The 14,638-nt window shown below is 73.9% G+C and carries 16 protein-coding genes; 7 read left to right on the top strand and 9 right to left on the bottom strand.

The features are described from left to right. Window position 1: 1 nt before the first annotated feature. The gene (locus tag ABZW14_RS23240) at window positions 2-994 is read right to left on the bottom strand and encodes a GGDEF domain-containing protein (RefSeq protein WP_355350126.1); all 993 of its coding nucleotides are present in this window, start codon (window positions 992-994) and stop codon (window positions 2-4) included. A gap of 186 nt (window positions 995-1,180) precedes the next feature. Further along, window positions 1,181-2,143 carry a LysR family transcriptional regulator gene (locus ABZW14_RS23245; RefSeq protein WP_355350129.1) on the bottom strand — a complete coding sequence of 321 codons (963 nt, stop codon included), beginning with the start codon at window positions 2,141-2,143 and terminating at the stop codon, window positions 1,181-1,183. Window positions 2,144-2,215: 72 nt separating this feature from the next. On the opposite strand from ABZW14_RS23245, the gene ABZW14_RS23250 reads away from it, so the two are divergent. After that, window positions 2,216-3,232, top strand: coding sequence for a DMT family transporter (locus ABZW14_RS23250; protein ID WP_355350132.1), 1,017 nt, complete (start codon window positions 2,216-2,218; stop codon window positions 3,230-3,232). A gap of 26 nt (window positions 3,233-3,258) precedes the next feature. On the opposite strand, the gene ABZW14_RS23255 is transcribed toward ABZW14_RS23250, so the two are convergent. Beyond that, entirely contained in the window at window positions 3,259-4,443 is a 1,185-nt protein-coding gene (locus tag ABZW14_RS23255; RefSeq protein ID WP_355350270.1) for an erythromycin esterase family protein, read from the bottom strand. Window positions 4,444-4,669: 226 nt separating this feature from the next. Between ABZW14_RS23255 and ABZW14_RS23260 the strand changes: the two genes are divergently transcribed. Both ABZW14_RS23260 and ABZW14_RS23265 read left to right on the top strand, forming a co-directional pair. Then, complete coding sequence (locus tag ABZW14_RS23260; RefSeq protein WP_355350135.1) at window positions 4,670-5,881, top strand: low temperature requirement protein A; 1,212 nt, start codon at window positions 4,670-4,672, stop codon at window positions 5,879-5,881. A 50-nt stretch (window positions 5,882-5,931) separates the two neighbouring features. After that, a complete protein-coding gene (locus tag ABZW14_RS23265; protein ID WP_355350138.1) occupies window positions 5,932-7,515 on the top strand; it encodes a SpoIIE family protein phosphatase in 1,584 nt (527 codons plus the stop codon). A 21-nt stretch (window positions 7,516-7,536) separates the two neighbouring features. On the opposite strand, the gene ABZW14_RS23270 is transcribed toward ABZW14_RS23265, so the two are convergent. After that, window positions 7,537-7,905: an STAS domain-containing protein gene (locus ABZW14_RS23270; protein WP_355350141.1), complete on the bottom strand. Its 369-nt coding sequence runs from the start codon at window positions 7,903-7,905 to the stop codon at window positions 7,537-7,539. Between the two features lie 122 nt (window positions 7,906-8,027). Here ABZW14_RS23270 and ABZW14_RS23275 point away from each other — a divergent pair, with 122 nt between their 5' ends. Together ABZW14_RS23275 and ABZW14_RS23280 are read left to right on the top strand one after the other, a co-directional pair. Continuing rightward, on the top strand, window positions 8,028-8,783 hold the full coding sequence (locus ABZW14_RS23275) for a peptidylprolyl isomerase (RefSeq protein WP_355350144.1): 756 nt from the start codon (window positions 8,028-8,030) through the stop codon (window positions 8,781-8,783). A gap of 349 nt (window positions 8,784-9,132) precedes the next feature. Further along, entirely contained in the window at window positions 9,133-9,978 is an 846-nt protein-coding gene (locus ABZW14_RS23280; RefSeq protein WP_355350147.1) for a hypothetical protein, read from the top strand. A gap of 63 nt (window positions 9,979-10,041) precedes the next feature. Here ABZW14_RS23280 and ABZW14_RS23285 read toward each other — a convergent pair whose 3' ends face one another. From ABZW14_RS23285 to ABZW14_RS23305, 5 genes are all read right to left on the bottom strand, one after another. Then, window positions 10,042-10,608, bottom strand: coding sequence for a snapalysin family zinc-dependent metalloprotease (locus ABZW14_RS23285; RefSeq protein WP_355350150.1), 567 nt, complete (start codon window positions 10,606-10,608; stop codon window positions 10,042-10,044). Window positions 10,609-10,716: 108 nt separating this feature from the next. After that, a complete protein-coding gene (locus ABZW14_RS23290; protein ID WP_355350153.1) occupies window positions 10,717-10,998 on the bottom strand; it encodes a PRC-barrel domain-containing protein in 282 nt (93 codons plus the stop codon). Continuing rightward, on the bottom strand, window positions 10,988-11,359 hold the full coding sequence (locus ABZW14_RS23295; protein ID WP_355350156.1) for a hypothetical protein: 372 nt from the start codon (window positions 11,357-11,359) through the stop codon (window positions 10,988-10,990). The genes ABZW14_RS23290 and ABZW14_RS23295 overlap by 11 nt, the downstream gene beginning before the upstream one ends. Before the next feature lies 1 nt (window position 11,360). Then, window positions 11,361-12,593 carry a divalent metal cation transporter gene (locus tag ABZW14_RS23300; RefSeq protein ID WP_355350159.1) on the bottom strand — a complete coding sequence of 411 codons (1,233 nt, stop codon included), beginning with the start codon at window positions 12,591-12,593 and terminating at the stop codon, window positions 11,361-11,363. After that, window positions 12,590-13,039 carry a hypothetical protein gene (locus tag ABZW14_RS23305; protein WP_355350162.1) on the bottom strand — a complete coding sequence of 150 codons (450 nt, stop codon included), beginning with the start codon at window positions 13,037-13,039 and terminating at the stop codon, window positions 12,590-12,592. The genes ABZW14_RS23300 and ABZW14_RS23305 overlap by 4 nt, the downstream gene beginning before the upstream one ends. A 109-nt stretch (window positions 13,040-13,148) precedes the next feature. Here ABZW14_RS23305 and ABZW14_RS23310 point away from each other — a divergent pair, with 109 nt between their 5' ends. Both ABZW14_RS23310 and ABZW14_RS23315 read left to right on the top strand, forming a co-directional pair. Next, entirely contained in the window at window positions 13,149-13,562 is a 414-nt protein-coding gene (locus tag ABZW14_RS23310) for a hypothetical protein (RefSeq protein WP_355350165.1), read from the top strand. Window positions 13,563-13,615: 53 nt separating this feature from the next. Further along, window positions 13,616-14,593 (top strand): DUF2804 domain-containing protein, encoded by a 978-nt coding sequence (locus tag ABZW14_RS23315; RefSeq protein WP_355350168.1) that lies wholly within the window; start codon window positions 13,616-13,618, stop codon window positions 14,591-14,593. Window positions 14,594-14,638: the final 45 nt, after the last annotated feature.

A 14,638-nucleotide genomic window follows, 5' to 3' on the forward strand; every position in this document is an offset into this window, starting at 1 on the left:
CTCAGCCGCGGCCGCCGCCGTCGGCGAGCAGCCGCCCGGCGGTCCGGCGGCGTTGCTGCTTCACGAGGTAGAGCCGCTGGTCGGCGACGTGCAGCAGCTTGTCGAGGGTGTCACCGTCGTGGGGTGCGGTGGCCGAGCCGATGCTGACGCCGGCCAGCCCGCGTACCGCCGCCTCGATCCGGGCCGCCGCGGCCCGCGCCGCTTCCCGGTCGGCGTCGGACAGCACCACCACGAACTCGTCGCCGCCGATCCGGGCGAGGGCGTCCTCGGCCCGCAGCGCGTTCCGGGTGGCCGCCACCACCCGGCGGAGCAGGTCGTCGCCCGCGGCGTGCCCGAGGCGGTCGTTGACCAGCTTGAAGTCGTCCAGGTCGAGGCAGAGCAGCGACGGGCCGGGCCGGCAGCCGGCGTGGAACAGGAACGTCGCCAGCTCGGCCAGGCCGCGCCGGTTCAGCGCGCCGGTGAGCGGGTCCAGCGACGCCAGCGCCCGCAGCTGGGAGCGCTGCCGGGCGAGGGCCCGGGTCTGCGTGGCGCAGACCGAGGCCAGGACCAGCATGCCGGCCAGGTAGACGAACACGTGACCGGCGGGCGGCGGCGGCCCCGCCACGGCGACCACGAGGTACGACCCGACGGTCAGCACCTCCAGCCCCACCATGAGCCGCAGGTGCGGGGTGTAGCCGGCGACGAACACGGCCGTGGTCACGAACCCCAGCGCGGCCGGCGAGGTCACGCCCCCGTCCCAGTACGCGCCGAGCGCCGCCATGACCAGCGTGATCATCAGGAGGGTGAACGAGACCCGGTAGCCGGAGGCCTTGGTGGTCACCCGGGTGGCGGCCCACGTGCCGACGACGCCGGCGGCCAGGCCGCAGCCGTACACGGTGAACATCAGTTCCCGGTTCGGCGCGGTGAGGGTCAGGAGGCAGTAGACGACGGCGACCGCGTGGGAGACCGCGTGCAGCGCCGCGCTGAGCAGCGTGCGGCGGCGGCGCTCCCTCATCCCACCGTCCACCGTGCCCCCGACCCCGGGCCGCGCGCGCCGGTGCGGGCACGACGTCGTCGCGCCGGTGCGATCGCGCCGACCGCCGGTGTGGACGCCACTCGGATGAGGCAGCTCACCACGGGCAAATTCAATGACCTGCGTCAACCGACAGTCAAGAGACGAGTCGTTAACGAGCTGTTCATATTACGCACCGGAGCGGCCGGGTGACTCTACTGTGCTCGCGGTCCCGGCCGGGCTGACCGCGTCCGCCTGATCCGTCACGGCCGTCAGGAGGGCGATCAGTGCGGGACCGGGCGGCGTGTCCCGGGTGACGGCGACCAGGCGGCGCCTGATCGCGACTTCGGCGACGTCGCGGACGGCCAGGGCGGGGTCGCCGGCGGGCAGGGTCAGTGCCGGCATCAGGGCGACCGCGGCCCCGGCGCGGACGAGTTCGAGTTGGACGTCGGCGTCGCTGCAACGATGCCGCACGTCGGGCTCGTATCCGCCGAGGGACCGGCAGGTCCCGACGATCATGGCGTGGTGTCCGGTGCCCTCGGCGGAAGCGGCCCAGACCTCGGACCGGAGCTCGGCGACCGCGACGGGTCCGCCCGACCGGGCCAGCGGATGCGCCGCCGGCACCACGATCTTCAGCGGCTCTTCGAGCAGGAGCGTGAAGCGCAGCCCGGCCGGGCGGGGCCGGGGATGACCGTCGTACTCGTCACCGATGACCAGGTCGACCGCGCCCAGCCGCAGACCCGGCAGGGACTGTTCGAGTTCGAGTTCGAAGATCTCCACGCGGACCCGTGGGTGATCGGCTCTCAGGCGGGCCAGCGCCGGGACCAGCAGGCGACGGGCCGCCGACTGCAGACCTCCGGCGCGCACGGTGCCACGGATGTCACCGGTCAACGCGGCCAGGTCGGCTTCGGCCGCCTCGGCCGCCGACAGCAGTACGCGCGCGTGCTGAGCCAGCAGGTGCCCGGCGTCGGTGAGCCGCACACCCCGCCCGGCCTTCTCGAACAGCCGGGCACCGACCTCCTTCTCGAGGATGGCGAGCTGCTGGGACACCGTGGAGGGGCTGTAGTCCAGCGCCGCGGCGACCGCGGCCAGGGTGCCGCGCTCCTCGAACTCCCGCAGGAACCGCAGCCGCCGAAGGTCCAACCCGGTCATGCGGGAATCCTAACGAGTCAGCTCCAAGAATCATCGCTGGATCCGAAGGGTTCGGTCGCTGATCCTGGTGTCATGGGTCCAGCACTGTGCCTTCTGTCCGCCGCGGCCTTCGGTGCCATGGCGATCTTCGGCAAGCTCGCGTACGACACCGGGGTCTCGCCCGGTGCGCTGCTGCTGGTCCGCTTCACCCTGGCCGCCGTGCTGCTGGGGGTGGTCCTGCTGGTGCGGCCGGGCCTGCGTCGCGCGGCGACGGATCAGCGCGGTAACGCCCCGGCCGGGCGGCCGGCGAGGACGCGCGGCCGTGTTCTGGCCACCGCCCTCGGGCTGGGCGCCATCGGCTACGCCACGCAGGCGAGCCTGTTCTTCTCCTCGCTGGAGCTGATGGACGCCTCGCTGCTGGCCTTGATCCTCTACACCTACCCGGTCCTGGTCACCGTCGGCGCGGTCCTGCTGGGCCGGGACCGGCTCACCCCGCGGCGCGCCGCCGCGCTGGTGGCCGCGTCGGGCGGCACGCTGCTGGTCCTGCTCGGCGCCGGTGGCGTGAGCTTCCACCCGCTCGGGGCGCTGCTGGCCTTCGGCTCCGCGATCACCTACACGATCTACATCCTGGTCGCCGACACCGTCGTGCACCGGCTGGCACCGGTGGCGCTGTCCGCGCTGGTGATGGCCGGTGCCGCCGGCAGCCTCGGCGGCCGTGCCCTGCTCACCGGCGGGGTCGACCTCGGCTTCGGGGCGTGGGGATGGTTCTGGCTGGCCTGCATCGCCGTGGTCTCCACCGTCGTGGCGATGCTCGCCTTCTTCGCCGGCCTGAAGCGGACCGGCCCGTCGACCGCCGCCATCCTCTCCACCTTCGAGCCCGTCGTCACCGCCGCCCTGGCCACGCTCACCCTCGGCGAGACCCTGACCCCGATGCAGTTGGCCGGCGGCGCACTGGTGCTGGCGTCCGTCGCCGTCCTTCAGCTCCGGCCCGGCCGGACACGAACCGGGACCCCGCCCCTCGGGGTGTCCGACCGGGCCGACGCCGGGAGGCATCCGGTGCCGCAGCCGGCGCGGGACGCCCGCAGCGAACCGACGGCGGTCGCGCACTAGGCCGACGGCGCTCACCGTCGTTCGGGTCAGACGCCGGACGGCCAGGTCTCGGGCTCGGCGGTCGCCGGCCGGACGGGCAGGGGCCGGACCGCCCGGGAGGTGTCGAACCAGCAGAAGGCGTCGTAGCGGTCGCCGAGCACCGTGGGCACGTAGTTGCCCGGACTCTCCCGCTGCGGGCGGTAGACCACGCCGATGGCCCGGTGGTCGATCTCGTGGGTCAGCAGGTCGGGCCGGCCGTCGCGGGGGAAGACCAGCAGGGCCTGGTCCGGCGCGGCGGCGTGCAGGGCCTCCTCCAGCGAGTACCGGCGCGCCGGCGGAACGGTCATCGTCTCCATGGGCGCGCCCCAGGCCGCGCCGGCCGTCACCGTGCCGGAGTGGGTGCCGAACCCCACCAGCACCACCCGCTCCGGGCCGTACCGCTCCCGTGCGAGCTGCCCGATGTTGACTTCGCCCGCGTCAACCATGTCGGTGGCCCGGGCGTCCCCGACGTGGGTGTTGTGCGCCCAGACCACCGCCCGGGACCCCGGGCCGTAGTGGTTGAGGAGCCGGGCCAGGGTGTCGTCCATGTGCCGGTCGCGGACGTTCCACGACTCCCGTCCGCCCCGGATCATCGCCCGGTAGTAGCGCTCGGCGCCGGCCACCACCTCGGCGTTCTGCCAGGCGCCGAAGCGCTCCAGCCGGTCGGCCACCGCCGCCCGCTCACGGAGCCCGGCCAGCAGCGCGACCACCTCCTCCGCACACCGGTGCGGGACCAGGCGGGTGGCGAGCGCGTACCGCTGCGGGTCCTCGTCGTAGGGCTCGAAGCAGCGGTACGCGGCCAGCGCGGCCGGCACCTGCCCGGGATCGTGCTCCCGCAGCCAGGTGAGGATCTCCCGCAGCGACTCCCACAGCGAGTAGACGTCCAGGCCGTGGAAGCCGACCCGGTCGGCCTCGTCCACCCGCGCGTTGCGGTCCCGCAGCCAGCGGGTGAAGTCCACGACCTCCTCGTTGGCCCACATCCAGGTCGGCCACCGTTCGAACGCGGCGAGGGCCGCACGCGGGTCGGCCGGGGCCTCGGGGCGGCAGCGGACGCTGCGGTCCACCCGGTCGCAGTCGGGCCAGTCGCCCTCCACGGCGACGAACGAGAAGCCCCGCTCCTGTACGAGCCGGCGGGTGACCGCCGCCCGCCAGGTGTAGAACTCGTGCGTGCCGTGGGTGGCCTCGCCGAGCATCACGACCCGGGCGTCGCCGACCCGGTCCAGCAGCGCGTCCAGGCTGCCCGGGTCGGTCAGCGGCGCCGCCAGCGCGGCCACCTCGTCGTCGTAACGTCCCACCCCGGCGCGGTACCCGCTGCCGCCGGCGACATGCCGCCGCCCGGGTCACGCGTCGGCGTCCCTGCGGGTGGCGGGACGCCGATCCCGCCGTGGGCCGGCCCCTTTCCGGGTGACGATGGGCCGCATGGGGCTTCGGGCGGGCGGCGGTCAGGACCTGCTGCAGCGGCGCGAGGACGTGCGGCAGGCCAACTTCCTGGAACTGTTCGTCGACCTGGTGCTGGTGTTCGCCCTGTCCGGCGTGGTGAGCCGCGTGGTCCGCGACATCACCGCCGACGACCCGGTCGTCCGCTGGCGATCGTTGACCTACCTGCTGGTGCTGGCCATGCCGCTGATCTGGTTGTGGATCACCACCGCACACATCACCAGCTGGTTCGACCCCCGCCGCCGAAAGATCCAGTGGCTGGTGCTGGCCAGCGCCTTCGGCCTGCTGCTCATGGCGGCGTCCCTGCCGGCCGCCTTCGTCGGCCGCGGCCTGGCCTTCGTGCTGCCGTACGTGATCCTGCAGTGCGGCCGACCGCTGGTCCTCCTGCCGGGCCTGCGCGGCCACCCCCTCGGCCGGCTCTACGTGCGCTCGATGCTCTGGTGCGGCGGCACGGCGGTGCTCTGGTTCGGTGGAGCGGCGGTCAGCGGCGGCGCGCGGGCCGCGCTGTGGGGGATCGCCGTGACCGTGGACATCGTCACCGCGCAGCTCCGGTGGCCGGTGCCGGGAATGGACCGCCCGCCGATCAGCGCGTGGGCCATGGACAGCGGGCACCACCTGCCGGAGCGCTACCAGCAGCTGCTGCTGATCGCCCTCGGCGAGTCCGTCCTCGCGGTCGGCGTCACCTTCAGCGACCAGCGGATCGGCCTGGAGACCGGTGCCACGCTGGTGATCGCGTACCTCTCGACCGTGCTCATGTGGCGCATCTACTTCTACCGGTCCGGGCAGGTTCTCGCCGAGGCCGTGGCCGCGGCCGGGGACCGGCTCGCCGCCGGGCGCGCCACCGGTGTCGCGCACATCGTCATGGTGATCGGGATCGTGGCCACCGCCGTCGGCTTCGAGGTCGTCATGACGCATCCCGCCGGGCGGAACGAGCCGGCCTGGCTGGCCGCGATCCTCGGCGGCCCGGCGATCTTCCTGTACGGCCGCATCCGACTGGAGCGGGTGGTGTTCGACCGGCTCTCGATCCGGCGGGTCGTCGCCATTGCCGGCCTGGTGGTCGCCGCGGCACCCCTCTCCTTCGCCGCGCCGCTGGTCGCCGCGGTCGTGGCCCTGCTGGTCCTGCTGGGTGTCGCCGTCGCCGACGCCCGGCACGCCGCCGGCCGACCGCTGGAGCGGCCGTCCCCGGCCCACTGACGCGCCGATGGGCCGTTCCCGCGCCCGGCGTGGCTGGCTAGGCTGCCCGCATGGCAGACGAGGCCGTGCCGCGCGCGCCCGCCGAGCCGGCCGAACCGCCGATCGCCGCCCTGCCGTCCCCGGCGATCGCCGAGCCGGTGGTGGCGGCGGTCCGGCAGGTGCTGGCGGGGATCCCGGCGGGCTGCACCTGGCTGCTGCCGGTGCGGGGGCCGGACGGCACGGTCGTCGACTTCCTGGTCGCCGCCACCAGCGCGCAGGGTCGCGACGTCCACGGCCGGGGCACCGGGCGGGTCGGCCATCCACTCAGCGCGCTGTATCCCCGCATGGTCGCCGGCCCGCTGTGGCAGGCGTACCACGAGGTGCTGGCCACCGGCGAGCCCGCGCACCTGCCCGACTTCCGGTACGCCGGCCACGGCGCGGGTGTCGTCACCGACTCGGTCTTCGACGTGAGCGTGCACCGGGTGCTGGGCGGCCTGCTGGTCTGGTGGCAGCGGCTGGACGAGCACCGGCTCCGGTTGGCCCGCACCGAGCTGCTGGGCAGCCTGGGCTGGGCGGAGTACGACCTGGTCACGGGCCGCAGCGACTGGTCCCCGGGGATGTACCGCATCTTCGAGCGGGATCCGGCGCTGGGGCCGATGTCCCGGGCCGACCAGGCCGCCGCGCTCCTGCCCGACGACCAGGGCCTGCGCGAGACCGCCTGGCAGACGCTGGACAGCGGCGCGGCGTCGGACGTCACGGTGCGGTTCCGCGCGGCCGGCACCGTGAAGCACCTGCGGATCCTGTCGGACGTGGCCCGCGACGAGGGCGGCGCGCCCGTCAAGATCTATGCGGTGGTCCAGGACGTGACCGCGCGGGAGGACTCGCGGAGCGCCATCGGGCAGCTGCGCGACCAGCTGCGGACCCGGGAGACGACCGCGCTGGCCGAACACCGCCTCGCCGGCCAGCTCCAGAACCTCATCCAACCGGTGCCCCGCGAGCCGGTCACCCTGGCCGGCCTGGAGGTGCTGGTCGGATACCTGCCGGCGGAGAGCGCGCTGCGGGTCGGCGGCGACTGGTACCACGCCGAGACGCTGGCGGACGGGTCGGTCGTGCTGGCGGTCGGCGACGTGGCCGGGCACGGGCTGGAGGCGGCCAGCGGCATGGCCCACCTGCGCTTCGCGCTGGTCGCCTGGCTCTCGATCGGCATCCACGATCCGGCGGCGCTGCTCGGGCACATGAACCGGCTCTGCGGCCAGCTGGCCGTCACCGGCACCGCGGTGATCGCGGTCTTCGACCCGGCCACCCGGCAGCTGACCTGGGCCCGGGCCGGGCACCCGCTGCCGATGCTGTCCCGGTCGGGCGCGACCGGCGACCTCGGCCGGCCCGCCGGGATGCTGCTGGGCGCCGACCCCGCCGCCCGCTACCCGGTCGTCACCGCCGAGCTGCGCGGTGACGACGTGCTGCTGCTCTACACCGACGGGCTGGTGGAACGCCGCGCCGGTAACCCGGAGGACCGGCTGGCGGCGGTGCGGTCGGCCCTGTCGGGGTTCTCCGGGCGGCCGGGCCCACGACACCTGGCCCGGCTGCGCGACGCGCTGCACCGGCCGAGCCCGGACGACGACACCTGCACCCTGGCCGTCCGCGTCCTGCCCTGAGCGCCCTGGGGCGCCCCGTTGTCAGCCGGCCGCCTCCGGGTGCCGCAGCAGCTCACCGACGCCGGTCAGCTCCAGCAGGGCGGCCACCGCACCGGCGGCGTTGACGAGATGGAGCCGGCCGCCGACCGCCCGCGCCCGGTGGTGCGCGGTCACCAGGGCATGGATGCCGGTGGAGTCGAGGAACTCGACCGCGGACAGGTCGACCACCACGACCGGAGCGGCGTCCACGGCGGCCAGCAGCGCGCCGGTCAGGGGCTCGCGGGCGGCCATGTCGCACTCGCCGGCGAGCCGGATCACCGTCCGGCCCGGCTCGCGGAAGGTCCTCGCCTGGAACGACGCCATGGACAGCCCACGCTTTCTCGCCTGGAGCACCGGCCTGATCGGCGCCATCATGTCACCTTCCACGGCACCGGCCGCCGATCCGTGCCGGGCGCGTCGACGGTCATCGACATCCGGTCGCCATCTCCATAGACTCCGGTCTTTCTGGTACCACGAGTCCAGGGAGGACCCACGTGTCGAGCGAAAACCGACCGCACGCCGCACCGCCGCTGCTGGCCCGACTCGCCGGGGTGGCGGTGGTCTCCGCCGCGCTGGTCGCCACCGGTGGCGCCGCGGCGTCCGCGGCGCCCGCCGACCCGGCGCCCACCAAGGGCCCGTGCGCGTACACGCCCACGCCGGACGAGCCGGCGGCCCGGCCGGTGCCGCTGCCGCCGGACCCCCGCCGCACCCCGGACCGAGGCACGGTCCGGATCACGCTGCGGACCAACCAGGGGCCGATCGGGCTGACCCTCGACCGGGAGCAGGCCCCCTGCACCGTGCAGAGCTTCCTCCACCTGGCCCGGCACAAGTTCTACGACCGGACGAACTGCCACCGGCTCACCGCGTACCCGACGCTGAAGGTGCTCCAGTGCGGTGACCCGTCCGGCACCGGCGAGGGCGGCCCGGGCTACCGGTACGCCGACGAGCTGCCCACCGACCTGCCGCCGGCGCCGACCGACCCGACGGGCGTCCGCCGCCTCTACGCCCGGGGCACCCTGGCCATGGCCAACGCCGGCCCGGACACCAACGGCAGCCAGTTCTTCCTGGTCCAGTCCGACTCGGCGCTGCGCCCGAACTACACCGTCTTCGGCACGATCGACGAGGCCGGCTTGGCCACCCTGGACCGGATCGCGGCCGGCGGGATCGCCGCCACGCCCGAGGACCCCGCGCCGGTCGACGGCGCGCCGGCCCTGCCCGTGGAGATCTGCAAGGCCACCCGGGGCCGCTGACCCGTGTCCCGGCGGGGCGGTACGCCGCCCCGCCGGGTGTCCGCGGCGGGACGCGCCCCATCGACCGAAGGTGATGTCCGTCACGTCGTGCGGCCGGGTGGGGCCCGGCGTGCCGCACCGGCCGGCCGGGCGGCCGAATCCCGCGCCAGCACGGTGATCGGGTCCGTCGACCGGATCGCGGCGGCCGTCGGCGGTTGTCGTGGTCCATCACGGACGGACGGGCCGCCGCCACGTACCGTGTCGCCCGTCGCTCCCGTGCCGCTCGTCGACCGGCGGTGGAATTTGCGCCTCTCACTACCCTGTCCGTGATCCATTGCCGGGTACCCGTCGACAGCGATAAGGGCGTCAGATGACCAACAGTTACCCCCCGTACGGGGGGCAGCAGCCGGACCCGAACGTCAACCCCCAGTGGGGGCAGCCGGCCCAGCCCGCGGCGTACCCCGGCTACGGCCAGCCTGGTCAGCCCCCGCAGTTCGGTGCTCCCGTGCCGCCGTCGAAGTCGAACAAGGGCCTGATCATCGGGCTCTCCGCCGGCGCCGCTGTGGTCCTGCTGGCGCTCTGCGGCGGCGGCGTCGGTCTCTTCCTCGCCGCCGGCGACGACAAGCCCGATCCGGTCGCGTCGACCAGCAGCAACCCGGTCGGCCCGACCGCGGATCCGTCCGCCGGCGGGCCGGAGTCGGAGACGCCGGAGCCGGCGGACAACAACGCGGTGACGGCCCGCTACTTCAGCGACATGTCATCGGTCTGCGACGGCAGCGCGATCCTCAACGCCGCGCCGTACACCGCCGGCTCCCGGGCCAAGGCCTACACGTTCGCGAACTCGCCGGACCGGCCGTCGTACTGGTCGTACAAGTCGATCAGCTCCGCCAAGCCGTACTACAGCAAGAGCGCCGACTTCGAATCGGTTGCGGTGGTCGGCTGCCTGAAGGTCGTGGAGGGCAGCGAGGGCACGCCCAAGAAGTGCGACTACAAGAACAACGACGGGAAGGTCGTCACGGTCTCCTACATCTCCTCGCGCTACGAGCTGACCTTCTACGCGGCGAAGACCGGCGAGAAGATCGGTGACGGCGGCACGGTGAGCGCGCCGGCGAACCGTTGCCCGAGCTTCATCTCGTACAACAAGCTCACCATGAAGTCGTACGCCGCCCCGGACAGCGGCACGATCGAGGCAGCGCTGGACAAGTTCCTGTCCTGAACCGGGAGCGCCCGGCCGGTCGGCGTTCCCGCCGCCCGGCCGGGCGTCCGTGCGTGGAGCGGGTCAGCGCTGGGCGCCCGCCGCGACGGGAGCCGGCCAGCTGCCGCTGAAGACCTGCGGCGTCGTCGCGCTGCGGGCGGCGAAGCCGAACAGCGAGTCGACCCGGGCGGCCTCGGTGGAGCTGGGGTACGGGTTGGTGCAGCTGGTGCCGGCGCTGCCGCCGGACATCAGGATGGCGCAGTTGCCGTTGTAGTTGTCGGGCAGGCCGAGGATGTGCCCGATCTCGTGGGTCATGATGCGCAGCGGCGAGTACTGCTGCGCCTGGTAGTAGTCGATGACGACGCGGCCGTTGCCGAGGCTCGTGCGCTGGGCGTAGGAGCCGCCGCCGTAGGTGTAGTAGATCATCAGGTTCGAGCCGCACTGCGCCATGTTGATGTTGTTCGTGGCGTTGTTCCAGATCGAGGCGGCCTGCACGGCGTAGCTGGCGAACGGCCCGGCCTGACTGGTGTTGTAGCAGACGTTGCGGACGGCGGCGGCGGCCGGCGCCGCGTCGACGGTGACGGCGCCCAGTGCCGCCAGTGCCGCGGTGGCGACGGTGGCGAGGAACCGGGTGACCTTGGGCAGACGCATCGCTCACTCTCCTTGTGGGACGGGGTCGAGCGGGGACCGGCCTAGCTTATGTATTTGCATACATCGATATCAAGCCCGGACCGCCGCCACCGGTGCCGGCTGCGGGCCCTACAGCCGCACGTCGGGCCAGGGCACCCGGGTCAGGTGCCGGCGCAGCACGAGCCGGGCGAGCTTTTCGAGCAGCCACGGGCCGCCGGCCTCGTGGCGCTCGTAGCCGAGCAGGCGGCCCCACCGGCCGGCCGTGACGACCAGCGCCGTGACCCGCTCGCGACCGGTGTCGTCGCGGCGGGTCTCGATGTCGGCCACCCGACCGAGCACCCGGCCGTCGTGGTCGCGGACCGGCCGGCCCAGGATGCCGCCGGCGCGCATCGGCGGCCGGTCAGCCGGCATCGCGGGCTCCCGGGATCCGGGCGATCAGGTGGTCGCGCAGCCAGGTCTCCAGCGGGGGATCCGGCAGCAGATCCCGGCTGACCGACAGGTTGACCGCGCTGTTCAGCTCGGCCACCAGGTCGTAGGGGATCCGGATCGGCCCCCGGGACGGGTCGGGGGCGAGCCGCCGCGCGGTGCCGGCCAGCCAGCGGCCGAAGCCGCCGCCGATCCGGTCCCCGAGGGCCTGCTGCCCGACCAGCAGCGCCGCCACGTACGGCGCGCCGTCCTCGCCGAGCGCCAGCTCGACGTCGTCGACCTTGCCGACGGGTTCACCGTCGCGGTCGAGGATCTGCCGGTCGAGCAGGTCGAAGCCGATCAACACCTCAGCCTCCTCCCATCCGGGTGACGATCATCAGGGGGATCGCGGCGACCGCCGCGGCCAGCACGATCACCAGGTAGAGCACGCCGAACGTGTTGGCCAGCCGCCCGTTCACCCGCCGGCCCAGGTAGCCCCGGTCGTTGGCGACCACCAGGATCGGCAGGTACGTCAGCGGCAGCGCCACGGCGCTGAACACCAGCGTGTACTCGGTGAGCTGGACGGGGTCGATGGTGGTCATCAGCACCAGCACACCGACCAGGATCGAGACCATGAGGACGGTGTGGAACCGCGCGTCGTCCCGCGGGCGGCGCAGCTTGCCCCAGGCCCAGCCGAAGTACTGCGCCACGGTGTAGCCGCTGGACAGGGCCGTCTCCATGGCCGCGCCGAAGGTGGCCGCGAAGAAGCCGAGGATAGCCGCCGCCAGGCCCAGCTTGCCCAGGGCGATGGCGGCGGGCAGCGCCACCTGGGACAGCGAGTCGACCCCGGTGTCGATCGGATGGAAGACCGTCGCGGCGGTCGCCATCAGCGCGAAGGCGAACAGGCCGCCGAGCGGGAAGCCGATGAAGACGTTGACCCGCGAGGTGAGCAGGTCCCGGGTGCTCCATCGCTCCTCCACACCGCCGGAGGAGAAGAAGAACACCTCGTACGGGGTCATGGCGGAGGCGAACAGCGCGACCGCCATGAACCAGTAGGTGCCCCAGTCCTCGCCGGCCGGAGGTCCCGGCCGGCTGGCCTGCCGCCACAGCTCGCCGCCGTCCGGGTGGAGGCGGAAGAACGCGATCACGAACACCACCAGGACCAGGCCGGTGATGCCGAACAGGTTCTCCAGCGCCGAGAACTTCGCCCGCCACAGCGCGACCCACAACACCACGCCCACCACCGGCACCCAGAGCAGGTAGTCGACGCTGGTCGCGAGTTGCAGCGCCAGGCCCACGCCGCCCAGTTCGGCGCCGAGGGTCAGCACCGTGACGAGCAGCGACCCGGCCAGGTTGGCCAGCGCCATGCGGGGGCCGAGCCGTTCCCGGACCAGGTCGAAGACCGGCCGGCCGCTCACCGCGGTCACCCGGCCGCTCATCTCGGCGTACGCGCAGATGCCCACCACGCCCACGACGAGCACCCAGGCGTGGGCCAGGCCGAACCGGGCGCCCGCCTCGGCGTTGGCGACGATGTCGCCGATGTCCACGAAGCCGCCGATCGCGGTGAGGATCCCGAGGGCGACCGCCAGGAGGCGCTTCACCGCTGCTCCTCGATGAGCTCCGCCAGCCGCCCCGAGTTCTCGTCGAGGGCCTCGACCGCCGCCCGCAGCGCGGGATCGTCGGTGGCCCGGGCGGCGTCGGTCAGGTCCCGGGCGGTCGCCTGCACCAGCGGCAGCAGGCGGTCCCGCAGCGCGGCGGAATCGTCGTCGGGTGGGACCGCGGCGGCCAGTTTCCGATGTGCGCCCGCCACCGCGCGGAGCCCGTCGTCGTAGGACGTGGCGGCGTAGGTGTCGGTGACCCGGTCCCGGAGCTGTTGCCGGCCGACCAGGACGCCGGTGGCCGCCGCGTCGTGCGCCGACGTGGCCACCTGGGTCACGGTGCGCAGGTAGTCGCCGGCGTCCGGGGGCCGGGAGAGGTGGTACGCCACCGCGGCCCAGAGCGCGAGCAGCGCCGCCGCCGAGAGCACCAGCCGGTGCACGAGCTTCACGTGTGGGTCTCTACCCAGACCGTTGCTCCGGTCAACCTCCCGGCATGATCCGCTCGATTCACGGGTAGAGCTACGTCTCTGTATCCCGACCGCGGGAAGGAGTGCGGTCATGCCGTTCCCCGATGGATCTGACGGACACCGGAGGGCGACCCCGCCCCCGGCCGGCGTCCCGCCCATGTACGTGCGGTACCTGCGCGACCGGCTGCTGGAGGCCGAAGCCGGCCTCACGGCGATGAGCCAGCGGTACGAGCGCACCAAGGCCGGTTTCGACCGCCGGTACGCGCGCCGGGGCATCACCCCCGACACCGACATCGTCGGCTACCTCAACGCCAAGGCCCTGAACCCGGAGCTGAAGTTCTGGTACGCGAAGGTGGAGCACTTCCAGCGCGAGCTGGCCGCCTACGGCGCCGCGCTGACCGGACTGGCGGCGGCCGACCGGATGCTGGCGGCGGACGGCCCACGGGTGGCCGCCGACCGGCAGCGGGCCCGCCCCGGGCGGCCGAACCTGAACCGGGTCGGCTGAACCGCGTCCGGCGGCGTGGTGGCGGGCCCGGCGCGAGCCGGTAGCCTGCGTCGATGACGCACGAGCGGGAGATCACCGAGCCGGTCGACCTGTGCCGGCCGGACGGCCGGTTGAACCCGGCGGCGGTGGGCTGGAGCCGCCGGCCGCTGCACCGGGCGAACCTGCGCGGCTGGGGCCGGGCCAAGCGCTGGGAGCACTGGGGCATCGTCACACCGACGCACATCGTCGGCCTGGTCGCGTCGTCGCTGGACTACGCCGGCGTGCACAGCCTCTACCTGCTCGACCGCAGCACCGGGATCGACCGGGCCACCGAGGCCGTCGTCCCGTTCGCCCGTGGCGCGGTGCTCCCGCCGGTCAGCGGGGCGGGCGCGGTGCGGGCCCGCGCCGGCGACCTGGTCGTCGAGATCGACCAGCGCCCCGACGGCACCGCCATCCGGGCCGGCGCGCCCGGCGTCGAGGTGGACCTGGTGGCGCCCCTGCCGCCAGGGCACGAGTCGCTGGGCGTGGTGGTGCCGTGGAGCACCCGCCGGTTCCAGTACACCCACAAGGACATCGGCCGGCCGGTGCGCGGCACGCTCCGGGTGGACGGCACGGCGTACCCGGTCGGTGCGGGGTCGTTCGCGGCGCTCGACCACGGGCGCGGCAAGTGGCGGTACGCGGTGAGCTGGAACTGGGCCGCCGGCAGCGGGCCGGGACGGGCGATCCAGCTCGGTGGCAAGTGGACCGACGGGACGGGCGCGACCGAGAACGCGGTCTTCCTCGACGGTCGCCTGCACAAGATCGGCGCCGACCTGACCTGGAGCTACGACCGCACCGACTGGCTGCGACCGTGGCGCATCACCGGCGATCGGGTGGATGTCACGTTCCACCCGTTCCACGAGCGCGTGGCGCGCACCAACCTCGGTGTGCTGGCCGGGGAGACCCACCAGTGCTTCGGGCACTTCTCCGGGTGGGCCGCCACGGACGACGGCGAGCGGGTGGACCTCGACGGCCTGGTCGGCTGGGCGGAGGAGGCCCGCAACCGCTGGTGACGGCGGATCCCCGCCGCGCCCGAGCCGGCGCGGCGGGGATCCCCG

It is taken from the genome of Micromonospora sp. NPDC004551, assembly GCF_040609975.1.
Taxonomy (GTDB): domain Bacteria; phylum Actinomycetota; class Actinomycetes; order Mycobacteriales; family Micromonosporaceae; genus Micromonospora.